Origin of the sequence: Peptoniphilus gorbachii (assembly GCF_016908115.1) — a bacterium.
Classification (GTDB): Bacteria; Bacillota; Clostridia; order Tissierellales; family Peptoniphilaceae; genus Peptoniphilus_A; species Peptoniphilus_A gorbachii.
This window is the reverse complement of the sequence record NZ_JAFBDH010000008.1, coordinates 1-23756: the sequence shown is the minus strand read 5'-3', so window position 1 is coordinate 23756 and position 23756 is coordinate 1. Positions and strand designations below refer to the sequence as shown.

Here is a 23756-nt window from a genome sequence, read left to right as displayed (position 1 = left end):
GATAAAATGGCGAAGGATAAGAGACATTATGACGCATCGGACATACAGGTCTTAGAGGGACTAGATCCAGTTAGAAAAAGACCTGGTATGTATATTGGTTCTACTGGACCAAGAGGTTTACATCATCTAGTTTATGAAATTGTAGACAACTCAATAGATGAAGCTCTTGCTGGTATTTGCGATCATATAATTATAAAGATAAATAAAAATGGAAGCGTAGAAATTACTGATAATGGTTCAGGTATTCCTGTTGCTATACATCCGCAAACTGGAAAATCTACAGTAGAAACTGTACTTACAATACTTCACGCAGGTGGAAAATTTAACAATTCTGCCTATAAGGTTTCTGGTGGACTTCATGGTGTAGGTGTATCTGTTGTAAATGCTCTTTCAAATAAATTAGTTGCAACTGTAAAAAGAGATGGCAAAATTTATAGACAAGAGTTTTCCAAAGGTATTAGAAAAAGTGAACTTGAAGTAATTGGAGAAACAAAAAAAGAAGACACTGGAACTACAATTTATTTTGAACCAGATGATACAATCTTTGAAACTGTAGAATTTTCTGACGAAGTTTTATCTAAAAGATTTAGAGAAATGGCATTTCTTAATAAGGGCATAAAAATTGAATTTATTGATGAAAGAAAAGATTTAAGAGAAGTATTTCACTATGAAGGTGGAATTAAATCCTTTGTTGAATTTATAAATCACAAGAAAAAGCCAGTTCACGATGAAATAATATATATTGATGAAGTTAGAGAAGAAACTGCTGTAGAAATTGCAATTCAATACACAGATTCTTATTCAGAAGTTGTACTTTCTTTTGCAAATAATATTAATACTGAAGAAGGTGGAAGTCACCTTTCAGGATTTAGATCTGCTCTTACAAGAACTTTGAACGATTATGGTAGAAAAAATAACATAATTAAAGAAAAAGAAGAAAATCTTTCTGGTGAAGATGTAAGAGAAGGAATATCAGCAGTAATAAGTGTAAAACTTCCTGATCCGCAATTTGAAGGACAAACTAAGGCAAAACTTGGTAATTCAGAAACTAGGGGAATTGTAGATTCAGTTTTATCAGAAGATTTGGCAGTTTTCTTGGAAGAAAATCCAAAGGTTGGAAAACAAATATTAGATAAGGCCCTTTCAGCAAGACGTGCAAGAGAAGCTGCAAGAAAGGCAAGAGACTTAACTAGAAAGAAAAACAATTTAGAGTCTATGACTCTACCAGGTAAGCTTGCAGATTGTCAAAATGATGATCCAGGTAGAAATGAAATCTTCTTAGTCGAAGGTAATTCTGCCGGTGGTTCTGCAAAGGACGGAAGAGATTCAGCATATCAAGCAATTCTTCCTCTAAGAGGAAAAATTATGAATGTTGAAAAGGCAAGACTTGATAGAATGCTTAATTCATCTGAAATTCGTGCAATGATTACTGCCTTTGGAACAGGAATTGGCGAAGAATTTAACATAGAAAAATTAAGATACGATAAAATTATAATAATGACCGATGCCGATGTTGATGGTGCCCATATTATGACACTTCTTTTGACATTCTTCTTTAGATATATGAAACCTTTAATAGAAGAAGGCCATGTCTATGTTGCACAAGCTCCATTATTTGGAATAGAAAAGGGAACTAAAATACTCAGATATTGTCATAATGAAAAGGAACTTAGACTTGCACTTAAAGAGTATGACGATGCGAAAATAAATATTAAAAGATACAAGGGTCTTGGTGAAATGGATCCTGAACAACTTTGGGAAACTACAATGAATCCAGATAATAGACTTCTTTTAAAGGTAAATATAGATGATTTATCTGAAGCTGATGATACTTTTACAGTTTTAATGGGAACAGAAGTTGAGCCAAGAAGAGAATTTATAACAGAAAATGCAGTTTATGCAGATTATATTGATGCATAGGAGTGAAAGATGACTGAAAATAATTTTATAGAATCAGGAATACTTGATGTTGATATTAATAAAAAGATGAGGTCTTCTTATCTCGACTATTCAATGTCTGTAATAGTGGCAAGAGCACTTCCTGATGTACGTGATGGATTAAAACCAGTTCATAGAAGAATTTTATACGGAATGCAGGGACTTAATCTTGCATCAAATGGACCTTACAGAAAGTCAGCAAGACTTGTTGGGGATGTAATGGGTAAGTATCACCCTCATGGTGACTCATCTATTTATGAAGCAACAGTAAGACTTGCTCAAGATTTTAACACAAGATATCCCTTAGTAGATGGACAAGGAAACTTTGGTAATATTGACGGCGATGGCGCTGCAGCTATGCGTTATACAGAAGTTAGAATGACTAAGCTTGCAGAAGAAATGCTAAGAGATATTAACAAAGATACTGTTAATTTTGTACCAAACTTTGATGAAAATGAAAAAGAGCCAACTATACTTCCATCAAGATTTCCAAATTTATTAGTAAATGGTTCTTCTGGTATTGCTGTAGGTATGGCCACAAATATGGCTCCACACAATATGAATGAGTCTATTGATGGAATCATAGCATATATTGATGATGACAATATTTCTATTTCTGAATTAAATGAAATAATCAAGGGACCAGATTTTCCTACAGGTGCCCAAATTATGGGAACTGAAGGGATTAAATCTGCTTATGAAACAGGTAGAGGAAAAATAACTGTAAGAGCAGTTGCAGAAATTAAAACTTTTAAAAACAATCGTGAAAAAATTGTAATTACAGAACTTCCTTATCAAGTAAATAAATCATCCTTAATTATGAAAATAGCTGAACTTGCTAAAAATAAAGTAATTGATGGAATTTCAAATATAACAGATGCTTCCAATAGAAAAGGCATCAACATAATAGTTGAATTAAAACGTGATGCCAATGCAGAAGTTGTTTTAAATAAACTTTACAAAAACACTCAAATGCAAACAACTTTTGGAATTATAAATCTTGCCCTTGTAAATGGAAAACCAGAAATTTTAAATTTAAAGGAAATAATAAGATATTATGTTGATCATCAAGTTGAAGTTGTAACAAGAAGGACAAAATTTGATTTAGATAAAGCTGAAAAGAGAGCTCACATAGTTGAAGGACTTTTTATTGCACTTGATAATATTGACAGAATTATAAAAATAGTAAGGGCATCAAAAGATGACAATGAAGCAAAAGAAAAATTCTACCAAGAATTTAAACTAACTGAAGCACAATCTCAAGCTATTTTAGACATGAGAATTAGGAGACTTACAGGACTTGAAAGAGAAAGACTTGAAGCTGAATATGAAAAACTAAAGGCTGATATAAAATGGTTTAAAGAAGTTTTAGAAAATAATGATGTACTTATGAATGTTATAAAAGAAGAACTTCTTGAAATTAAATCAAAATATGGTGATCTTAGAAGAACTGTAATTTCTCATGACAGAACTGATATTGAGATGGAAGATATTATAAAGAGAGAAGATGTTGTAATAACTCTTACTCAATTTGGCTACATCAAGAGAATGAGTGAAGGAACTTATAAGCCACAAAAAAGAGGTGGAAGAGGAGTTTCATCGGGAAATATGAGAGATGAAGACTTTGTAAAAGAACTTTTTGTTACTTCAACTCACGATATGATTTTATTCTTTACATCTCTAGGAAATGTATTTAAATTAAAAGCTTTTGAAATTCCTGAAGATTCTAGAACTTCAAGGGGAACTGCTATTATTAATCTTCTAGATTTAGATGAAGGCGAAAGAGTAACTTCAATAATACCTGTGGAAGAATATGACCCTGATATGAATTTCTTAATGGTTACAGAAAAGGGACTTATAAAGAGAACACCTTTTAAAGAATATAAAAATATTAGGAAATCAGGAATAATTGCAATAAAATTAAATGAAGATGACAAATTAATTGATGTACATTTGACTAAAGATGATGAAGACGTAATGCTTGTAACTAAAAAAGGTCTTGCCATAAGATTTAATGAAGAACAAGTAAGAAAATCTGGTAGAAATTCAATGGGCGTTAAGTCAATTGATCTTAGTGAAGATGACATTGTAGTTTCATCTGATCTTGTTTGTGAAGATAAATATTTACTTGTAATTTCAGAAAATGGATTTGGAAAATTAACTGAAATTTCTAAATATAGACCTCAAAATAGAGGCGGCAAGGGTCTTTTAACTTATAAAATTACTAAAAAGACAGGAGATTTAGCTGCTGCAACAGTTGTTGAAAAAGAAGACGATGTTATGATAATTGCAGATTCTGGAATTATTATTAGAATTTTAACAGAAGATATTTCTATCCAAGGTAGAAACACTTCTGGTGTTAAACTTATGAATTTGACAGATGCAAAAGTTGTAGCTGTTGCCAATTATATTGGAGACTAGGAGGCTTTATGGAATTTAAATTAGAGTCAAAAAATACTGATGAATTTTTAGTTTTATATCCAAAGGGAGAACTTGACGTTTACAATACAAAAAAATTTAAAGAAAAATCTTTAAAGATTTATGAAAAAGATAAAAAAGATATTTTATTCGACTTTGGTGAATTGGAATATCTTGACTCAACAGGTCTTGGTTCACTAATCTATATACTAAAAGAAATTGAAAAAGATGGTAATAAAATTGTAATTGAAAATATAAACAATTCAATAATGAAGCTCTTTAAGATAACTAAACTTGAAGATATGTTTGAAATTAGGGGGTAGTATGGATAAAATTAAATATCAAATACCTAATGATGCAAAATATTTTTCAACAGTTAGACTTACCTTATCTGGGATTTTGAATCTTTTAAATAGAAACATTGAAGAAATTGAAGATTTAAAAATGGCAGTGACAGAGAGTTTAAATATTGCACAAAATTGTACAGATTTAGATTATATAGATTTAGTATTTGAAATAGAAGAAGAAAAAAATATTAAAATTTTTGTTAGTGAAATAGAAAAAGATAAGTTAGATTCATCTGAGAATTTATTTCTTGCCAAAACTATTATTGAATCTCTTGTTGATGAATGTTATTTTGATGGAAATAAATTAATTTTGTCAAAAAAATTGTAAGGGTTTGTTATGAATTTAAAAGAATACAACAATTTAGATAGAAGACTTACAAAAGAAGAGAGAAAACAACTCTTTAAAGAGTATCATGAAACAGAAGATCAAGAAATAAGAGATATTTTAATTGAAGAGCATCTTTATATTGCAGAAATCCTATCTAAAAAGTATACAGGTAGAGGAATAGATTATGACGATATTTATCAAGTTGCATCTATAGGACTAATCTATGCCATAGAGAGATATGATCCAGACAAGGGTTTTGAATTTTCATCTTTTGCAACACCAACTATAATTGGAGAAATTAAAAAATATTTTAGGGATAATGGATGGACAATTAGAGTTCCAAGAAGAATTCAAGAGTTATCTAAAAAAATTGCAAATGCAACTGTAACTTTATCTCAAAAATATCAAAAAACTCCTACTATTGATGAGATAGCAGAATTTCTAAATTCAACTCCAGAAGAGATAATGGAAGCTATGGAAGCATCAAAAGTTTATACTCCTCAGTCTCTTGATATAACTTATGATTCAGGAGACGAAAGTGAAGTAAATCTATCAGATTTAATAGGAGTAGAGGAAAAATATTTTGACAAAATAGAATCAAATGACTTTTTCAAAAGAGCTATGGAAAATTTAGACGAAGTTGAAAAAACTATTTTAATCGACAGATATTTTAACAAAAAGACTCAAGTTGTAATTGCCAAAGAATTAAATATTTCTCAAATGACAGTTTCGAGAATAGAAAAAAAAGTTTTAGAAAAAATGAAAAAAGAACTTGCTAAAACTATGGAGGTATAATGAACAGGAATAGGTATTTAGTTACCCTTTTAAAATTAGTAAATTTATTTGAAATAGTTGTGTCCATTATGCTAATAGCTGGCGTTATAATTTCAGTGCCAGATATTTTAAAATATTATTTAAAAATACTTACAAGTGATGCAACACTTTCCTATAAAATATTTCAAAATTTTCTCTCCCATGTACTTTTACTGGTAATAGCAATAGAATTTGTAGTTTTGATGATTGCACATACAGATGCAAATATTATTCACTTGATATTACTTGTAATTTCGAGAAAAATGTTAGTATATTCAGATAATATGGTGGACTTACTTATTGCGACAATAGCAATTGCAGTATTATTTGCAGTAAGAAAATTTTTACTTACGGGAGTAAATATGGATAGCACAACAAATGAACAAAATGAATTCTCTGCATCTACTCCTATAAAAATACTCAACAAAAAGTATGGCTTTGACATAGAACCAGGCGATTCAACTACACTTGGAGGATATGTATCAGCCCTTCTTATTAAAAATGCAGAAGAAGCAGAAGCTGGAGTAATAGTTGAAGATGGAAATTATATTTTCCAAATAGTAAAAATGGCAACTGGTGGAGTTATAGAGACTGTTTCAGTTGAAAGTATTGATGAAAAAGAAAAGAAAAATAAATAATTTAATTTTAACCTATGAGATAAAACTCATAGGTTCTTTATTTTAAAATTATTAAAAAATTTTTATATCAAATAAAATGTTAATAAAAAATAAAAGATATTTAATAACAAATGTAGATAGAATTAAAAAAATGTGAATAACTTTTTGAAATTTTTCCAAGAAAATTAATAAAAATCATAAAAATAGGCACTTATCCACAAAAAAAGGCTCGATATTATCTCGAGCCTTAATTTTTATATTACATAGTTTTTTTATCAGCTGGTAAAAATGAATCAACAATACCAAGAATAAGTGCGCCGATAATAGCACCGAGAATTGATACAGTAAATCCATCTACGATTTTACCTGTGATAAATAGAATGATAGCAGCAACTACAAATCCGACAGCTCCTCTACCAAATGGTGAAGCGTCAACACCTGTGAATTTATTAATTGCCCAGTCTAAAATACCAATTACAACAGCTGCTAAAATTGCAGTTGTATACCCATCAGTTTGAATTCCTATAGAAAGTGCAGAAGTTATAAGAATTGCTAATCCACTAATAAGAATTTTGATTATTAATTTTATCATAATCTCCCCTCCTGATTTATTTATAACCAATGAATAACAATTTAAACAATTTTTTCTAATTTGGGTATAAAAAAATAGGAGGTTTATCATGAAATTTTTAAAAATAGAAGTATTTATACCAAGAGAAAATACGAAAAAATTAATGGAAAAAATAAATGAAGGCGGATTTTTAAGAGAAGAAAACTATGATTTTTGCTACGCAGAAACACCTGTAACAGGACACTTTAGACCAATTGAAGGGGCAAATCCCTACATAGGTAGTCTTGGAAAAATTGAAGATGTGCTAGAAAATAAAGTTGAATTTAGAATAAGAAAAAGTGATTTAGATGAAGTTATGAAAATAATAAAGAAAAATCATCCCTATGAAGTTCCAGTTATAAATGTAATAGAACTTTTTAATGACTAGTTTAAATTTTAAATCAAAAAAAATCACCTGCTAATGCAAGTGATAGTGGCGTCCACGAGAGGAGTCGAACCTCCGGCCCCACGCTTAGGAGGCGTGTGCTCTATCCTACTGAGCTACGTAGACCTATAAAATAATTGTATATAAATTTTTAAGAAGTGTCAATTTTTTTTGACACTTCTAGTTTTTTAAAATTTTTTATTTTAAATTTGAAATTTTTATTTAAAATTTTTTATAATTTTAAGCTGCCTTTTCTATATTTACAAAAATTTCTTCAAAGACTTTTTTAAATTTATTAAAAAATCCTTTTTCATAAACCTTGTCCTTAACAATTAAATAACTTTTATAAACTAAGTCATCATCTTTGTAAAAAGAAATTTTTCCAACTGAAGTACCTGCTTCTAGGGGAGCTTTTAAATCTTCATCAATACTTACTATTTCTTTTAATTTTTTATCGGACTTTGAAAGAATATATCCAACTTCCTTTTGATAAACTGGTATTCCTTCATCTTGAGAGTTAAGAACTTCTATAGTTCTAACTTCTTTTTCTGTATCTCCCACTGCATTATAGCCATAATCTTCAAATCCTCTTGTGATAAGTCTTTTGCAAGCCACAAATCTTTCAAAATCAGAATTTGAACCAGTTGTTATACAAATTAATCGCATGTCCTTTGATTTATTTTCTACACCCTTTTCAAGGCCTGTCAAAATTACACATCTGCCAGCTGCATTTGTGTAGCCGGTTTTTAAACCATCAACTTCAGGAACAATACCAAGAACTGGATTTGTACTATATTCTATAAAATTTCTCTCGGGCTCTTCTAATTTTTCAATTGTTGTATATTGTAAAATCTCAGGATGTTGTTTTAAAAGTTCTGTTGCAAGTTTAAACATTTCCCTTGTTGTCATCTTGTTATAATCGGTGATTTCATAATCTGTAAGTCCAGTTGGATTTACCATTAGTGAATTTTTTAGTCCAAGCTCTTCACATTTGTCATTCATCATTTTTACAAAGGCATCTGTTGAGCCTGCAATGTATTTTGCAAGGGCAGTTATGGCATCATTACCTGATACAACCATTGAGGCTTCAATTAGTTTTTCTACACTAACCTTGTCGCCTTCCTTTAATTTAAAAGTTGAACCAGTAAGAGATGCAACTTCGTAATCAATTTCTACTTCATCCTTTAGTGAGATTGACCCATCAGAAACTTTATCTAAGACAACAAAAATTGAAACAAGCTTTGAAGTCGATGCCATTGCACGAACTTCATCTAAATTATAACCTTCTAAAATTTCGCCAGATTTGTAATCTCCTAAAAGATAAGATTTTGTAAGTCCTTCTAAGGGAACTTCTTCCAATTTTTTTATTTTATCGGCTTCATATTGATTGGCTTTTTGTACGCCTTCTTTAGTTGGAACTAAGAAGTCTTTATTTCTAATTGTATTTGGATCAATTTCCTTGGTATTTTGATTTGTATTTTGATTTGTATTTTGATTTGTGTTTTCTACTGTTTTTACATTTTCAGCCATTACATTTATTGGGGATAAAAATAATATAGAAACAATAGATAAGTATAGAAGTAATTTCTTCATCTTTCACCTCGGCAAATATTGTACCAAATTATAAATAAATTGTAAATTAAAGACAAATTAGCTCTTTATTATTATAGGAGCTAATTTGTGGGTATTAGTTATTAATGTAAGCATCAATATGTTATAATAATTTTTGTAATTAAAAAATCTATAAGGAGATTATAATGGATAAAGAAAAAATTGAAAAAGCTGTAGAAATGATAATCGAAGCAATTGGAGAAGACAAAACTAGAGAAGGTTTAGTTGAAACTCCAGCTAGGGTTGCAAGGATGTATGAAGAAGTCTTTGCAGGTATTGGCAAAACTGCTGAAGAACATCTTTCAAAAACTTTTGAGATTACTGAAGATAATATTGTTGTAGTAAAGGATATAAACTTCTACTCAATGTGTGAGCATCACTTCCTTCCATTTTATGGCAAGGCTCACATTGCATATATTCCAGACCAAAAAGTTGCTGGACTTTCTAAACTTGCAAGAACTGTTGAAACTTATGCAAAAAAACCACAACTTCAAGAAAGACTTAGCATTGAAGTTGCAGATGCAATGATGAAATACCTTGAACCAAAGGGAGTTTTAGTTGTTATTGAAGCTGAGCACATGTGCATGAATATGAGAGGAGTTAAAAAACCTGGCTCAAAAACTGTTACAGCAGTTGCTAGAGGCGTTTTAGAAACTGATGAAAAACAAAAGCAAGAAGCTTTTAGATTAATTGAATTCAAGTGAAAAACACAAATAAAATCATTAAGAGCAAAATCTACAATGATTATTTAAATGAATTAGAGTACCTTGAAAGGGATAGATTCTTTTGTAGGCACAATTATGAACATTTTATATCTGTTGCTAGAATTTGCTACATTTTAAAATTAGAAGAAGATGTTGATGTTGATAAGGATATGATTTATTCAACGGCACTTTTACATGATTTAGGTCGTGTAATTGAGATTAAAGAAGGGATAAATCATGCTAAGGCATCAGTTGATATAGCAAGAGAAATTTTAGAAATTACAGATTTTTCTAGTGAAGAAAAAGATAGAATTTTAAACTGCATAGCCTATCACAGGACTAAGGATTTGGCAGAAGATGAATTTTTCAATATTTTTTATAGGTCAGATAAGTTATCGAGACCTTGCTTTAGATGTCCTGCCTATGAGGCTTGCAATTGGTCCTATGAGAAGAAAAATCACGAAATAAAATATTGATGGGAGAATTATGGATTTTATCAAGATAAAAGACCTTGAAGTTTATGCAAATCATGGACTTTTTGGAGAAGAAAAAAAACTTGGACAAAAATTTTTAATAAGTGCAGAAATTGGACTTAGTTTTAGAAAATGTGCAATAGAAAAAAATTTGGATGAATCCATAGATTATGGAAAATTATCCCATGAGCTTTATGACTTATTTAAAGGAGAAACTGAAGATTTAATTGAGACTCTTTCCTATAAGCTTACAAAATTTATTTTTGACAATTATGAAATTGCACAGACAGTTGATTTAACAATAAAAAAACCATGGGCGCCAATAAATTTGCCCCTTGATACAGCTTCTGTTAGATGTAATAAAAAAAGAAGAAATTATTACATCGGCATTGGCACAAATCTTGGCGATAGAGAAGGATATATAAAAAGTGCCCTTGAAATGATGGAAAGAGAAGGTCTTAAAGTTCTTGATAAGGCAAGTATTATAGAGACAAAGGCTTGGGGAAAAACTGACCAAGGCGACTTTTTAAACACAGTTGTAAAAGTTTCTTCTTATGAAAATCCCCATGATTTGCTTCACATTTTGCAAAAGATTGAGCTTGATTTAGGAAGAGTTAGACATGAAAAATGGGGCGAGAGGACAATTGATCTTGATATTTTATTTATTGATAGAGAAGTAATATTTACAGATGAATTAATTGTTCCTCATCCTTATATAGCAGAGCGTGAATTTGTTTTGGAATCTTTAAATGAATTAATTCCAAATTACTTCCATCCAATTTTAAATAAAAAAATAAGTAAACTTTATGAAGAAGTGAGAAATGAAAATTAAAAAAATTGGCTGCGGCTGTCTTGTTATTATCCTAACTTTTCTTGCAATTATTTTTCTCATGAGTTTTTTCATAAATAGGGCTCAAGAAAAAAGAGACTTAGAAGAAAAAAACTACAGGGAAAATTATATTGAAGACAGTGCAAAATTGGCAGTTAGAATGGCAAAGAGAAATGATCTTTTTCCTTCTGTTATGATTGCACAGTCAATTCTAGAAAGTAACTGGGGAAGATCTCAGCTTTCACTTGAATATAATAATTATTTTGGCATTAAGGCAGTGAAAAAAAAAGATGGCATAGTCTTTGAGACAGAAGAATATGTTGAAGGCAAAAGCGGAAGGTATATGGAAAATTTTAAAAAATATTCTTCTAAAAGTGAATCCTTTAATCATTATGCAAAACTTCTTTCTACAGCTAAGAGATACTCTAAGGTAAAAACTGCCAAGGACTACAAAGAAGCAGCAAAATATATTCAAGAAGGCGGCTATGCAACTGATCCAAATTATGCCGACAAAATAATTTCTGTAATAGAAAAATATAATTTAAATAGATATGATGAGTAATAATCCCAGGAGGGATTATTTTAATTAAAAGGAGTACAAGGTGAATAAAAAATTACAAAATGCAATTATAGGCATTTCAGTCTTAATACCCTTTGGTTTAAGTTTATCTGGAATGAAAAATGAAATGGGAAAAAGTGCCCTATTATATTCAGTAATGTGGGGATTGATAAATTATTTATTTATTATGACAGCTGTTGATTTTATTTCAAAATACAAAAATATTTCAAAGCTACCAGGTTTAAAAATAAGAAAGAGAACTTATTATATAAATATATTTGTCTACATAGGATTTTTATTCTTTGTAAATATATACTTTTTACAACAAATGTATTTTAGAAATGTAGATATAATTAACACATTGGCAAGTCCAATATTTATAGTGGGATTATTTTTATTGTTTTTATTTAATTTACAAAATGGAAAATTCCTTATTAAAGATGAAAAAGAGACAGATATTTATGAAATTCCCAAAAAACATTCCTTTAGAAATGGAAATGATGTTCTTGGAAATGTAGTTGGATCCTATGAAAATGGATTAGTTTTAGGAAATTATTATTTTCCCTATGAAGGTATGAAATCTATTTCCAAGTCAAAAGAAAATGAAGTTATTATTAAGGGAAAAGATGATTCAAAAAATTATATCGTAAAGGTTGGATCAAAAAACTCTGAAAATCAATTGATTTCAGAAATAAAAGATGCCCTTGAAAAAGGAAAAATTGAAGAAAATAAAGTAAATTTAAAAAAGTTAAAAAATTTATAGGAAAACATTGACAAAAATAGAATCATGCTCTATACTATAGTTAAGCTAGCTGATGAAAACAAATTGGTAACTAAGAAAAGGTGATTCCAATGAAGAGTTTTAATTTATCCCGAAAGGGAAAAGTAGCAAAGTATCTCATTTGAAGTAGCTAAGTGCTAAAGGTTTAAATGCTTAATTTAAGAGATATAGAGCTATAGTTACATAACAACTGAAAATTAAATTTAAGAGACTCTCTAATGAGTCTCTTTTTTTGTATTTTGGAAATTTAAAGTGTGAAAATTTAATTTTAGTCTAATAATTAAAAAAATATATAAAAATGCTCATTTGCAACTAAAAGTTTCCCCTCTATTTGCTTGTTCGACAAATGTTTTTTTGCTATATTTGATTTGGATATCCAAAATATTATTAAAATTTCAAATTCAAAAAATTTTACTTAAGCATAAAATTAAAACTTTGAAAAAATTTTTTAATAACTTGACAAATTTGTATATCGGGACTATAGTGTAAATATAAAGTATATACACTTTGTTTTTGTATTATTTTTAAAAAGCCTTAATTAAAAAATTTTTATAAAATTAATCTTTAATTTTAAGCCAATAATTATTTTTATTGTTAAAAAATTTTCCAACAAAATAAGAAATTTTGTAATATTTATTTAATTTGAAAAGCTTTTTCTCTTGTAATACAATAAAGAAAAATAGGAGGTATTTATGAAAAAGAAAATTTTAGCTATTTTACTTGTGCTATCATTCGCACTTACTCTTGGTGCTTGTAGCGCTAACACGACATCTTACCTTGACTCAGCTCAAAAGGTCGCAGACTGGAAGGGCTCAAAAGTTTCAGGAAAACTAGAATACAATGTTGAAGTTAAAGATCCTGAAACAAATGAAATATTGAATATTAATTTCCCTGTAACTCTTACTGGCGAACAAATGGGAAGAGACAAGGCTCACGTTGTAATGAACATGGACTTCTCAAAGTTCAAAGAACTTATTGCTAAAAAAGCTGGTTCAGATGAAGAGGTTGCAAGTCTTAACAAAGATGTGCCTGACAAAATTAAAATGGATATCTTTGTAAAAGATAATGAAGTTATTATGTCAAAGGACATTTTCGCCCTAGCTGGAGATGGACTTAAGGACATCAAGGAAGACTACATCTCAATTTCCAATGAAGAAAATGGTCTTTCTCCAAAGGCAACAAAATACTTTAGCTCTGAAGAATTTAAGACTGATTTATTAGATTTAATGAACACTGCATCTAAAGATATTAAGCAAGGAATTGACTACAAGGTTGAAGGCAACACTTATACTTTAAACACTACAAGTGATGCCGTTATTGACGAATTTATCAAATATGCAGATAACATTATGAAAAATTGGGACGCTGTTTCAACAAGCGCTCTTAAAATTGTTGATAAGGCTGGTCTTCCATTAACTGACGAAGAAAAGAAAGATTTCAAAGAACTTAACAAAGAATACAAGGCAGAAGATTTAAAAGAAGCTGCTAAGGGAATTAAAGAAATGATTAAGGGCTCAAGCCTTTCTGAAAAAACTACTTTTGAAGAAAATAAATTCAAACAAGAACTTGCCTTTACATTTAACTTTGCTGATTTCGTAAAAGTTTCTGTTAAGGGAAATGTTGATACAGTTAAGGACGAAAATGTAAAAATTAACTTCCCAACATCAGTTAAGAAATTAACTATGGATGAATACATGAATTTAATTATGCCAAAAATGAATGTAGTTACAGTAAGAGTAAATGGAGAAGATATTACTTTTGAAGATCCTGAAGCTCTTCCAAAAATCATGAATAATAGAACAATGCTTGCAGCTCGTGCTTTCTATGAAAAAATTGGTGCAAAAGTTGATTGGAATGGAAAAGCTAGAACTGTTACAGTTTCTAAAGATAAGGACAAAATTGTTCTTACAATTGGTTCAAATAAAGCTCTTGTAAATGGCAAAGAAGTTGCTATTGATTCAGCTGCAACTATTGTAAATGACAAAACTTACATCCCAGTAAGATTTGTATCTGAAGCTTTTGGCTACAAGGTTAAATATGATCCTAACGAAGGAATGCCAATAGTTGATATCTTTAACATCACTGAAAAAGAACTTGCAGACAAACTTCAAGAACTTGAAAAAGAAGAAAATTACAAGATGATTGCTTCAATGAAATCAACTGGACAAAAGGACGAAGAAATTGTAAAAACTTTAAAAGACCTTTATGAAGGCGAAGAATTAGAAAAAATTCTTGCAGCAAAAGCTGACCTTGACAAAAACCCTGAACTTCTAAAAAAATACCAAGACCAAGTTAAAAAGGAAATGGAAGAATTTTTAGGAGACGATAAGGAAGAAGTTAAAGAAGAAAAGTCTGAAACTAAAGAAGTTAAAGAAGAAAAAGTTGCTGAAAAAACAGAAAAAACTGCAGAAAAAGCAGCAAAAGTTTTATTTTCAGTAATCCAATAATTTAATTTAAAATTAAAAATTAGAATCCCAAGGGCAAAGGCTCTTGGGATTTTTTTATAAATTTCTAAAAAAATTTTTTATGAAAAATAAGAATAAAATTAAAATAATTAATTATTTTATTTTATGATTAGTCTACTTATAAATTATTCTTTGTGATAATATATAGTAGTATTTAGAATAAAATTATAAAAATTATACTATATGGGGGATTCATGAAAATATTAAAAAGAGACAAGAGAGAGGCTACTTTTGACCATCTGAAGATAAAAAATGCAATTGAAAAGGCCTTTGATTCTGTTGGAAAAGAATACGATGACAATGTAATAAATAATTATGCTCTTGACATTAAAGAAAAGCTTATGAAAAATTATGATCCCAAGAATCCTCCCACAGTTGAGGAAATCCAGGATCTAGTTGAATTAAAGCTAATTGATGAAAAAGAAATTGAAGTTGTAAAGGCCTATATTCTTTATAGAAATAGGCATTCTGAAGAAAGACAAATTTTAGATAAATTTTCTTATTTTATTAAAGATAAAAATGTAATAAAGATTTTAAAATTTGTTAGAAAAAATTATGATCCAAAAAAATACGAGTTGGAAAATTTATACAACAAGTTTGAATCTTTTGTGAAAAAGGACCAAAGTCAAGATGCCTATCTTTCTGAAATTATAAAGGCTGCCAGTGAACTTACTGATAAGGACTCACCTAAATGGGAATTTATTGCTGCCCTATTTTTAAACTATGATTTGGAAAAGAAAATTGCAGAAAATTTGCATGACATAAATATAAATAATTTCTACGAAAAAATAAAATTTTTAACTGAAAAAAATCTCTACGGAAAATATATTTTGGAAAATTATTCTAAGGAAGAAATTTTAGAACTTGAAAATTATATTGATAATTCAAGAAATCAGCTTTTAAATTATTCTGGTCTTGATCTTTTAATAAAGAGATATGTAATAAGAAGTCACGATGGCAGATTTGTGGAAAGCATCCAGGAGATGTTTATGGGCATTGCCATGCACCTTGCCATACCTGAAAAAAATAAGATTTATTGGGCAAAGAAATTTTATGATATTTATTCAACACTAAAGGTTACAGTGGCAACTCCAACTATGTCCAATGCGAGAAAGCCTTACAACCAGCTTTCATCTTGCTTTATAGACACAGTTCCAGATACTTTAAAGGGAATTTATCGCTCCATCGATAATTTTGCACAAATTTCTAAGCATGGAGGCGGAATGGGACTTTATTTTGGAAAAGTTCGTGCAACAGGTTCTGATATTAGAGGTTTTAAGGGTGTTGCTGGTGGAGTAATAAGATGGATTAAACTTGCTAATGACACTGCTGTTGCTGTTGATCAATTAGGAGTTCGTCAGGGTTCAGTTGCCTGCTATTTAGATGCTTGGCACAAGGACATTCCAGAATTTTTACAACTTAGGACAAATAATGGCGATGATAGAATGAAGGCACATGACATCTTCCCTGCTATTTGCTATCCAAATTTATTTTTTGAACTTGCAGAAAAAGATATAAATGCAACTTGGTATATGTTCGATCCTCACGAAATTTTAGAGAAAAAGGGTTATTCCCTTGAAGATTTTTACGGCAAGGAATGGGAAGAAAAATATAGAGAATGTATTGCAGATAAAAACATTTCAAGACGTGAAATGAGCGTCAAGGATTTAGTGAGACTTATTATAAAATCTCTTACAGAAACGGGAACTCCTTTCGCCTTTTATAGAGATAATGTCAATGAAATGAATCCAAATAAGCATAAGGGCATGATTTATTCTTCAAATCTTTGCACAGAAATTATGCAAAATATGTCTGCCATAGAAACTCTTGACACCACTATAGAAAATATCGATGGAGAAGAAATAATTGTTACAAAGACAAGACCTGGCGATTTTGTTGTATGTAATCTTGCCTCCCTTGTACTTGGAAATATTGATTTACAAGATGATGAGGGCTTAAAGGATATTGTTGCCACAACAGTTAGGGCCCTTGATAATGTAATCGACCTAAACTACTATCCAATACCTTATGCAAAAGTTACAAATAGGAAGTATAGGTCCATTGGACTTGGCACATCTGGTTATCATCACGCCCTTGTAAAAGCTGGCATGGCATTTTCTGATATAGAAGACCACCTAAAGTGGGCAGACGATGTTTATGAGAGAATAAATTATCATGCAATAACTGCTTCTATGGAAATTGCCAAGGAAAAGGGAGCCTATGATTTCTTTGAAGGATCTGACTGGCAAAGTGGCGAATATTTTGATTTAAGATATTATAAAGATGACAAGTGGAATAAACTTAGAGAAGATGTAAAAAATAATGGACTTAGAAATGGTTATATAATGGCAATTGCACCAACGGGATCAACTTCTATTATATCTGCAACAAGTGCTGGCGTTGATCCAATTATGAATAGGTACTTCTTGGAAGAAAAGAAGGGCTCAATCCTACCTAGAGTTGCACCAGATTTAACTCCGCAAACTTTTTGGCTTTACGAGAATGCTCATGAGCTAGACCAAAATTTTGTAATTGAAGCTGCTGCCATTCGTCAAAGACATATTGACCAAGCTCAATCAATTAATTTTTATATCACAACGGACTTTACAATGAGAAAAATTTTAAATCTCTATATAAAAGCAGCTAAGGAAAAAATAAAGTCAGTTTATTATGTTAGAAGTAAGTCACTAGAAGTGGAAGACTGCGATTATTGTGCGTCATAAAATAGGAGGAATTATGAAACTTTCAAAAAGAGGTCTTTTTAATGAAAAGGGCGACATTGAAACATCAAAGAGAAGAGTTATTAATGGAAACACAACAAATTTAAATGATTTTAACAATCTAAAATACAGCTGGACTAGTGACTGGTATCGCCAAGCCATGAATAATTTTTGGATACCAGAAGAAATTAATCTTTCACAAGATGTAAAGGACTATAGACTTTTAGATGTCCATGAAAAGACTGCCTACGACAAAATTTTGTCTTTTCTAATATATCTTGATTCACTACAAACTGCACAAATTCCAAAACTTCAATCCTATGTAACGGCAAATGAAATAAATTTGTGTCTATCAATTCAAGGTTATCAAGAGTCAATTCACTCTCAATCTTACTCTTATATTCTTGACACAATTTGTTCCCCAGAAGAGAGAGAAGAAATTCTCTACCAATACAAGGACGATGAAGTTCTCTTAAAGAGAAATAAATTTATTGGCGACCAATACCAAGATTTTTATGAAGACGAAAATATAGACAACTTCATGAAGGCTCTTATTGCAAATTATATTTTGGAAGGAATTTATTTTTACTCAGGCTTCTCCTTCTTCTACAATCTTGGAAGAATGGGCAAGATGCCTGGCACAGTATCTGAAATAAGATACATCAACAGAGATGAGAACACTCACCTTTGGCTCTTTAGAAGTATTATTCTTGAGATGAAAAAGGAAAATCCAGAAATATTTACTGATGAAAATATAAAAAAATATAAAGAGATGCTTAAAAAAGGTGTTGAAGAAGAAATCTCTTGGGGTAAGTATGTCATAGGCGATGAAATTAGAGGTCTAAATGAAAAAATGATCGAAGACTACATTATGTATCTTGGCAACTTGCGTTCAAGAAATTTAGGTTTCGGGAATCTCTTTGAAGAAAACACTGAAGAACCTGAATCCATGAAATGGGTTAGCGAATACTCCGATCCAAATCAAATTAAGACAGACTTTTTTGAAGCAAAGCCATCTGCTTATTCAAAATCTTCTGTAATAGAAGACGACCTTTAATAAAATAAAATTTTAGCCGGATCTTGCATCCGGTTTTTTAATTAAAAAATTTTAATTCATCCCAATTTAATAGGAGGAAAATTATGGAAAATAAAGGCAATAATAATAAGAGACCTCAATATAATTTACTTAGATATTACTTAATTGCCATCTTGGCAGTTTTTGCCCTAAACTGGTTGATTCTTCCTATGCTTTCACAAAATAGCATGGAAAACTCAGCGTATTCCGATTTTAGAAGAAATCTTAGCCAGGGAAAAATTGAGGAAGTAAACTTTAGGCAGGACCAAATTCTTTACACTTTAAAAGATGATAAAAAAATTTACAAAACTGGAAAGATGGAAGACCCAGATCTTGTTAAAGATTTAGAGGAAAAAAATGTAAAATATTCCTCAGAAATTCCTGAAAAACCAAGTTTATTTATGTCCTTTATAATGACTTGGGGAATTCCAATTTTGTTATTTTTCTTTTTACAAAGAGCCTTTGCCAAGAAAATAGCAGGCATGACTGGTGGTCCTGGAGGAATTTTTGGCGGCGGAAAGAAAATTGAAAAATACGAACCCAACGGCGAGACTGTAAATTTTGGAGATGTCGCAGGTCAAGAGGAAGCAGAAGAATCTCTTGTTGAAATTGTAGATTATTTAAAAAATCCAAAGAAGTACACAAGAATTGGTGCGAAATGCCCAAAGGGAGCCCTACTTGTAGGACCTCCAGGAACTGGTAAAACTTTACTTGCAAGGGCAGTTGCTGGCGAAAGCCATGTGCCTTTCTTCTCTATTGCAGGTTCTGAATTTGTGGAAATGTTTGTTGGTCGTGGAGCTGCAAGAGTTAGAGAACTTTTTGAAGAAGCAAAGAAAAATGCTCCTTGCATTATTTTTATAGACGAAATTGACACAATTGGAAAGAAGAGAGATTCAGCAGGAATTTCAGGTAACGATGAAAGAGAACAAACTTTAAATCAACTTTTATCTGAAATGGATGGTTTTGACGGAAACATAGGAATTGTTATGCTGGCTGCAACTAATAGACCAGAAATTTTAGACCCAGCCCTTTTAAGACCAGGAAGATTCGATAGACAAATTAGAGTTGAGCTTCCAACACTTAAAGACAGAATTGAAATATTAAAAGTTCACGCAAAGAAATATCTCATGGAAGATGGCATAGATTTTTCTCTTGTTGCAAGATCAACTGCCGGTGCATCTGGTGCTCAACTTGCAAATATTTTAAATGAAGCTGCTCTTCGTGCAGTGAGAATGGGTCACGACAAAGTTCGTCAAGAAGACATACAAGAATCCATTGAAGTTGTAATTGCAGGAGCACAAAGAAAGCAAGATATCCTATCTCCAGAAGAAAAGAAGAGGGTATCCTACCACGAAATTGGTCATGCCCTTGTTGCTGCCCTTCAAACTGGCTCTGAACCTGTGGAAAAAATTACAATTATACCAAGAACTTCAGGAGCTCTAGGTTATACTATGCAGGTTCCAAAAGATGAAAAAAATCTCTACACAAGAGAAGATTTAATAAATCATATAACAACTCTATGTGGTGGTCGTGCAGCAGAAGAAGTTATTTTTAATGAAGTATCAACTGGCGCTGCCAATGATATTGAAAAGGCAACAGAAACTGCTAGGGCTATGATAACTCAATATGGCATGGCTGACGAATTTGGCATGGTTAAGTTCCAAGATGCTGGTTCAAGATATATGGGCGACAATGGAAATATGAACTGCTCAGAAGAAACTAGAAAAGAAATTGACGACTTAATGGTTAAAATCATAAAAAATGCACAAGAAAATGCCAGAAAATTAATTGCAGACAATAGAGATGCCATGAAGGAACTTGCAGAATACTTGCTTGAAGAAGAAACAATAACTGGCAAACAATTTATGGAAATTTTATCAAAGTACAAGAACTTAGATGAAGAAGAATAAGAATTATGAAGAAGGCGGCATGAGCCGCCTTTTTTGATTGTGACTTTAGTCAGTTGAGCACGCAACGCGTGCGAAACAAAAAACTACCCGCTATGCGGGTAGGCAACAATAGGTTATACCAAAAATCACCTCAGTATTATAATAGAGTTGTTCAGACCTAAAATAATAAGAGGTGATTAATATGGCACAAAAGGCAAATTCATTATCACATACAAAATGGATGTGTAAATATCATATTGTCTTTACACCAAAGTATAGACGAAAAATAGTATTTAATCAATACCGAGATAGTTTGGGAGAAATATTTAGGACATTATGCAAATACAAAGGAGTAGAAATAATAGAAGGACATTTAATGCCAGATCATGTGCATATGTTAGTTAGTATTCCCCCAAAAATATCAGTGTCAAGTTTCATGGGATACTTGAAAGGAAAAAGTGCACTAATGATGTTTGACAAGCATGCAAACCTAAAATACAAATTTGGAAATAGACATTTTTGGGCAGAGGGATATTATGTAAGTACGGTAGGATTGAATGAACAAACAATAGCAAGGTATATAAGAGAGCAAGAGCAACACGACATAGCAATGGATAAATTGAGTGTAAAAGAATACGAAGATCCATTCAAAAGAAGATGAATAAAGCCCTTTCGGGGCTGGCTAAAGAGGCAAAAACAATAAGGTTTGAACAAAGTGAAAACCAGCGCCTTGAGACGCTGGTTGGTATCACTCGGGCTTATAGCCCGTGATCAAACCACCCGTTTTACGGGTGGTTATGATTTACCAAGTTTTATTAACTTACTTATTAAGCTTTGAAATTATTTGTGCTACTTCTGCCCTTGTTAAGTTTGCCTTAGGTGAGAACTTGTTGTTAGTAGTTCCACTTAGGATTCCCTTATTAACTAGGAATTCAATTTCGCCAAGAGCCCAGTCAGAGATTTCCTTTTGGTCATCAAAGACTACCATCTTAAGAGTTGAAGTGTCGTCACCCATTAGTTTTAGATAAGCTGCCAAAGTGTAAGCCATTTCTTCACGAGTGATGTCTTCATTAGCCATAGCTTTAGAAGTCTTTGGAAGAAGTTTATTTTCAACAGCCCAGTTCATGTATTCAGTGTAGAACTTGCCAGCTTCGATGTTCTTGTCCTTAACTTCAGCATATTTCTTTGTATCAACCTTGCCAAGTCTTCCAAGTATAGTGATAAATTCTCCGCGAGTAATTTTTTCATTTGGAGAGAACTTAAGCTCACTTGTACCCACCATTAACTTCTTGTTGATGGCATCGATAATAGGCTTTCTTGCCCAGTGATCAATTAAGTCAGCCTTAGAAACTTGTGAAAGTTCCTTTTGTAGTCCCTTTTCTAGGTCAAAAACTTCTTTTTCCCATTCCATTGTCTTAGCAGTAGAGAATTCTGCAGCCTTTGCCTTGTCCTTAGAATAAAGTTCAATCCATTCCTTTTCAACTTGAGGAAGGTCCTTCATGATTTTAGCTTCAAAGTCTGTTACAGTTTTTCTTGTTGATTCGCCAAGAGCTTCTCTGTTGCCAGAAACTAAATCATTAACTGATGAGCCAACCCAGTAGTAAGAATTTGCATCGTAAACTGGTGAATCATTTTTTGCTTCAGGAGTAGAGTCATTGATGTCAGGGAAAATTGGAATCCAAGGAATGTTAAGTGGACTTCCTAGAGTCATCCACATAAGACCCGGAGCTTCCTTTGGATAACCCTTCTTAATTTGGAAGATGTGGGCTTGCATTGTGTTAATGGATCCAATTGGTCTCTTGTGAGTCTTAGGGTTTGCCTTTCTTTCAGCTTTGTTGTCTGATGGAGTAAATTCAGTTCCATCAAGTCTATTTCTAAAGACATTTAATGCATGAGTGATGTCTATTTTTTCACTGCCTTCAGATAGGTCGTTTAACAAATCAAATCTCTTTGCATCGTAAGGAAGCTTTGAGTTAGGGTCAAGGTCGTGAATACCAGACCAAACTCTTGAACGAGATGTATCTGCAATTTCCTTAGGACCATAGGATCCAGCCATGTCCATAAGACCATCAGCAGTTTCCTTATAAGTCTTTGCTTTCTTTGCAACTTCGACTATGTCTTTTGATGCAATTACATTTTCCTTGTCCTTAAGGTCAACGCCACCTAGCCAAAAATCGTTAGGGAAGATACTAAATTTGTCGGCAGGATACTTAATGGCAACATATTGGTGGCCAGTGTAAATTTCCATGTACCAAACTTCATCTTGGTCGCCAAAGGCAACAATGTCACCCATTGACGCACCTTGCTCATCAATAGTTTTTGCCAAAAGTTCAATTGCGCCCCTAGCTGATTTTGCGTGTGCAAGTAAGAAAGTTGTCATACTTGCTTCATTGACACCATCTTTTACAAAAGGATCAGCCTTTAAGACTTCGTCTGATGGGTCAGCAGAAACTGTACAGAAGATACCTACACCTGCTTCATTGTAGCCAGCTGCATCGTAGACACCTTGTTCCATGTCTTTTGGCTTCTTAGAAGAGTCTGGAGTTGAGAAAAACTTCAAAGAGTCTTCCTTGTGTATGTATGTAAATCCGTTGTTGACATCAACCAACTTATCGCCTTTCTTGATTTCTCCACGTGGGTGAGTTACAAGTCTCATAGTCCTATTTCTTTGGTAGTCTTCAGTTCTTCCAAAGATAAAAGAACCATCAGTAGTTAGGTCTTTACCAACGATAATACCTGTGCAGGCAAAAGTTGGAACTGCCATGGATAAGACCATGCTAGATGCAAGACCTGCTATCAATAATCTCTTCTTGCTATTTTTCATAAATACCTCCTTGCTCCCTTTTATAAAAATGTTTTCTTTATCTAAATAAAGATGATAGGAGCGTTTTTATAAATATAAATTAACACCTGAGAGTATAATAAGTCAATGTTTTAATTTTGTACTAAATTTTGTCGATTTATCAATTAAAACCACAAAAGAAAAGTCTGCAAGTTATCTTGCAGACTTTTCTTTTGTGACTTTAGTCAGTTGAGCACGCAACGCGTGCGAAACAAAAAACTACCCGCTATGCGGGTAGGCAACAATAGGTTATACCAAAAAATCACCTCAGTATTATAATAGAGTTGTTCAGACCTAAAATAATAAGAGGTGATTAATATGGCACAAAAGGCAAATTCATTATCACATACAA

General features: G+C 31.6%; 20 protein-coding genes and 1 tRNA gene. 17 read left to right on the top strand and 4 right to left on the bottom strand.

The features are described from left to right. Window positions 1-6 precede the first annotated feature (6 nt). The 6 genes from gyrB to JOD41_RS07575 are packed head-to-tail and all read left to right on the top strand — an operon-like array spanning window position 7 to window position 6482. Window positions 7-1920: a DNA topoisomerase (ATP-hydrolyzing) subunit B gene (gene gyrB / locus JOD41_RS07600; RefSeq protein ID WP_205052305.1), complete on the top strand. Its 1914-nt coding sequence runs from the start codon at window positions 7-9 to the stop codon at window positions 1918-1920. Between the two features lie 9 nt (window positions 1921-1929). Next, on the top strand, window positions 1930-4359 hold the full coding sequence (gene gyrA, locus JOD41_RS07595) for a DNA gyrase subunit A (protein WP_205052304.1): 2430 nt from the start codon (window positions 1930-1932) through the stop codon (window positions 4357-4359). A gap of 8 nt (window positions 4360-4367) precedes the next feature. After that, window positions 4368-4679, top strand: coding sequence for an STAS domain-containing protein (locus JOD41_RS07590; protein ID WP_205052303.1), 312 nt, complete (start codon window positions 4368-4370; stop codon window positions 4677-4679). 1 nt (window position 4680) lies between these two features. Continuing rightward, the gene (locus JOD41_RS07585) at window positions 4681-5031 is read left to right on the top strand and encodes an ATP-binding protein (RefSeq protein WP_156701571.1); all 351 of its coding nucleotides are present in this window, start codon (window positions 4681-4683) and stop codon (window positions 5029-5031) included. Between the two features lie 9 nt (window positions 5032-5040). Beyond that, window positions 5041-5826 (top strand): SigB/SigF/SigG family RNA polymerase sigma factor, encoded by a 786-nt coding sequence (locus tag JOD41_RS07580; RefSeq protein ID WP_205052302.1) that lies wholly within the window; start codon window positions 5041-5043, stop codon window positions 5824-5826. Next, window positions 5826-6482, top strand: coding sequence for a transporter associated domain-containing protein (locus JOD41_RS07575; protein ID WP_205052301.1), 657 nt, complete (start codon window positions 5826-5828; stop codon window positions 6480-6482). The genes JOD41_RS07580 and JOD41_RS07575 overlap by 1 nt, the downstream gene beginning before the upstream one ends. Window positions 6483-6720: 238 nt before the next feature. Here JOD41_RS07575 and JOD41_RS07570 read toward each other — a convergent pair whose 3' ends face one another. After that, window positions 6721-7053: a phage holin family protein gene (locus tag JOD41_RS07570; protein WP_205052300.1), complete on the bottom strand. Its 333-nt coding sequence runs from the start codon at window positions 7051-7053 to the stop codon at window positions 6721-6723. A gap of 88 nt (window positions 7054-7141) precedes the next feature. On the opposite strand from JOD41_RS07570, the gene cutA reads away from it, so the two are divergent. Continuing rightward, window positions 7142-7459: a divalent cation tolerance protein CutA gene (cutA, locus tag JOD41_RS07565; protein WP_205052299.1), complete on the top strand. Its 318-nt coding sequence runs from the start codon at window positions 7142-7144 to the stop codon at window positions 7457-7459. A 46-nt stretch (window positions 7460-7505) separates the two neighbouring features. Here the strand turns inward: cutA and JOD41_RS07560 are convergent. Both JOD41_RS07560 and JOD41_RS07555 read right to left on the bottom strand, forming a co-directional pair. Further along, a tRNA-Arg gene (locus JOD41_RS07560) sits at window positions 7506-7582 on the bottom strand. Between the two features lie 114 nt (window positions 7583-7696). Next, window positions 7697-9049, bottom strand: a complete 1353-nt coding sequence (locus tag JOD41_RS07555; protein WP_205052298.1) for a D-alanyl-D-alanine carboxypeptidase family protein — start codon at window positions 9047-9049, stop codon at window positions 7697-7699. Window positions 9050-9213: 164 nt separating this feature from the next. Between JOD41_RS07555 and folE the strand changes: the two genes are divergently transcribed. From folE to tnpA, 10 genes are all read left to right on the top strand, one after another. After that, on the top strand, window positions 9214-9771 hold the full coding sequence (gene folE / locus JOD41_RS07550; RefSeq protein ID WP_019125349.1) for a GTP cyclohydrolase I FolE: 558 nt from the start codon (window positions 9214-9216) through the stop codon (window positions 9769-9771). Further along, the gene (locus JOD41_RS07545) at window positions 9768-10247 is read left to right on the top strand and encodes an HD domain-containing protein (protein WP_156701549.1); all 480 of its coding nucleotides are present in this window, start codon (window positions 9768-9770) and stop codon (window positions 10245-10247) included. Before folE ends, JOD41_RS07545 begins: the two co-directional genes overlap by 4 nt. A 10-nt stretch (window positions 10248-10257) precedes the next feature. Further along, window positions 10258-11076, top strand: coding sequence for a 2-amino-4-hydroxy-6-hydroxymethyldihydropteridine diphosphokinase (folK, locus tag JOD41_RS07540; RefSeq protein ID WP_205052297.1), 819 nt, complete (start codon window positions 10258-10260; stop codon window positions 11074-11076). Continuing rightward, on the top strand, window positions 11066-11635 hold the full coding sequence (locus JOD41_RS07535) for a glycoside hydrolase family 73 protein (RefSeq protein WP_205052296.1): 570 nt from the start codon (window positions 11066-11068) through the stop codon (window positions 11633-11635). The genes folK and JOD41_RS07535 overlap by 11 nt, the downstream gene beginning before the upstream one ends. 40 nt (window positions 11636-11675) lie before the next feature. Then, window positions 11676-12395 carry a hypothetical protein gene (locus JOD41_RS07530; RefSeq protein WP_156701543.1) on the top strand — a complete coding sequence of 240 codons (720 nt, stop codon included), beginning with the start codon at window positions 11676-11678 and terminating at the stop codon, window positions 12393-12395. A 710-nt stretch (window positions 12396-13105) separates the two neighbouring features. After that, on the top strand, window positions 13106-14860 hold the full coding sequence (locus JOD41_RS07525; RefSeq protein ID WP_205052295.1) for a copper amine oxidase N-terminal domain-containing protein: 1755 nt from the start codon (window positions 13106-13108) through the stop codon (window positions 14858-14860). A 212-nt stretch (window positions 14861-15072) separates the two neighbouring features. Beyond that, window positions 15073-17601: a ribonucleoside-diphosphate reductase subunit alpha gene (locus JOD41_RS07520; RefSeq protein ID WP_205052294.1), complete on the top strand. Its 2529-nt coding sequence runs from the start codon at window positions 15073-15075 to the stop codon at window positions 17599-17601. Window positions 17602-17614: 13 nt separating this feature from the next. Then, entirely contained in the window at window positions 17615-18655 is a 1041-nt protein-coding gene (locus tag JOD41_RS07515) for a ribonucleotide-diphosphate reductase subunit beta (protein ID WP_019108229.1), read from the top strand. A gap of 83 nt (window positions 18656-18738) precedes the next feature. Then, complete coding sequence (gene ftsH / locus JOD41_RS07510; RefSeq protein ID WP_205052293.1) at window positions 18739-20583, top strand: ATP-dependent zinc metalloprotease FtsH; 1845 nt, start codon at window positions 18739-18741, stop codon at window positions 20581-20583. A 181-nt stretch (window positions 20584-20764) separates the two neighbouring features. Beyond that, window positions 20765-21223 carry an IS200/IS605 family transposase gene (tnpA, locus tag JOD41_RS07505; protein WP_205052292.1) on the top strand — a complete coding sequence of 153 codons (459 nt, stop codon included), beginning with the start codon at window positions 20765-20767 and terminating at the stop codon, window positions 21221-21223. A gap of 159 nt (window positions 21224-21382) precedes the next feature. On the opposite strand, the gene JOD41_RS07500 is transcribed toward tnpA, so the two are convergent. Beyond that, entirely contained in the window at window positions 21383-23386 is a 2004-nt protein-coding gene (locus tag JOD41_RS07500; RefSeq protein WP_205052291.1) for a C69 family dipeptidase, read from the bottom strand. Window positions 23387-23756 lie beyond the last annotated feature (370 nt).

What these genes read in the sequence shown, in the direction of transcription:
- gyrB (WP_205052305.1), top strand. Translation starts at nt 7, where the DNA reads ATGGCGAAGGATAAGAGACATTATGACGCATCGGACATACAGGTCTTA.
- gyrA (WP_205052304.1), top strand. Translation starts at nt 1,930, where the DNA reads ATGACTGAAAATAATTTTATAGAATCAGGAATACTTGATGTTGATATT.
- JOD41_RS07590 (WP_205052303.1), top strand. Translation starts at nt 4,368, where the DNA reads ATGGAATTTAAATTAGAGTCAAAAAATACTGATGAATTTTTAGTTTTA.
- JOD41_RS07585 (WP_156701571.1), top strand. Translation starts at nt 4,681, where the DNA reads ATGGATAAAATTAAATATCAAATACCTAATGATGCAAAATATTTTTCA.
- JOD41_RS07580 (WP_205052302.1), top strand. Translation starts at nt 5,041, where the DNA reads ATGAATTTAAAAGAATACAACAATTTAGATAGAAGACTTACAAAAGAA.
- JOD41_RS07575 (WP_205052301.1), top strand. Translation starts at nt 5,826, where the DNA reads ATGAACAGGAATAGGTATTTAGTTACCCTTTTAAAATTAGTAAATTTA.
- JOD41_RS07570 (WP_205052300.1), bottom strand. Translation starts at nt 7,053, where the DNA reads ATGATAAAATTAATAATCAAAATTCTTATTAGTGGATTAGCAATTCTT.
- cutA (WP_205052299.1), top strand. Translation starts at nt 7,142, where the DNA reads ATGAAATTTTTAAAAATAGAAGTATTTATACCAAGAGAAAATACGAAA.
- JOD41_RS07555 (WP_205052298.1), bottom strand. Translation starts at nt 9,049, where the DNA reads ATGAAGAAATTACTTCTATACTTATCTATTGTTTCTATATTATTTTTA.
- folE (WP_019125349.1), top strand. Translation starts at nt 9,214, where the DNA reads ATGGATAAAGAAAAAATTGAAAAAGCTGTAGAAATGATAATCGAAGCA.
- folK (WP_205052297.1), top strand. Translation starts at nt 10,258, where the DNA reads ATGGATTTTATCAAGATAAAAGACCTTGAAGTTTATGCAAATCATGGA.
- JOD41_RS07535 (WP_205052296.1), top strand. Translation starts at nt 11,066, where the DNA reads ATGAAAATTAAAAAAATTGGCTGCGGCTGTCTTGTTATTATCCTAACT.
- JOD41_RS07525 (WP_205052295.1), top strand. Translation starts at nt 13,106, where the DNA reads ATGAAAAAGAAAATTTTAGCTATTTTACTTGTGCTATCATTCGCACTT.
- JOD41_RS07520 (WP_205052294.1), top strand. Translation starts at nt 15,073, where the DNA reads ATGAAAATATTAAAAAGAGACAAGAGAGAGGCTACTTTTGACCATCTG.
- JOD41_RS07515 (WP_019108229.1), top strand. Translation starts at nt 17,615, where the DNA reads ATGAAACTTTCAAAAAGAGGTCTTTTTAATGAAAAGGGCGACATTGAA.
- ftsH (WP_205052293.1), top strand. Translation starts at nt 18,739, where the DNA reads ATGGAAAATAAAGGCAATAATAATAAGAGACCTCAATATAATTTACTT.
- tnpA (WP_205052292.1), top strand. Translation starts at nt 20,765, where the DNA reads ATGGCACAAAAGGCAAATTCATTATCACATACAAAATGGATGTGTAAA.
- JOD41_RS07500 (WP_205052291.1), bottom strand. Translation starts at nt 23,386, where the DNA reads ATGAAAAATAGCAAGAAGAGATTATTGATAGCAGGTCTTGCATCTAGC.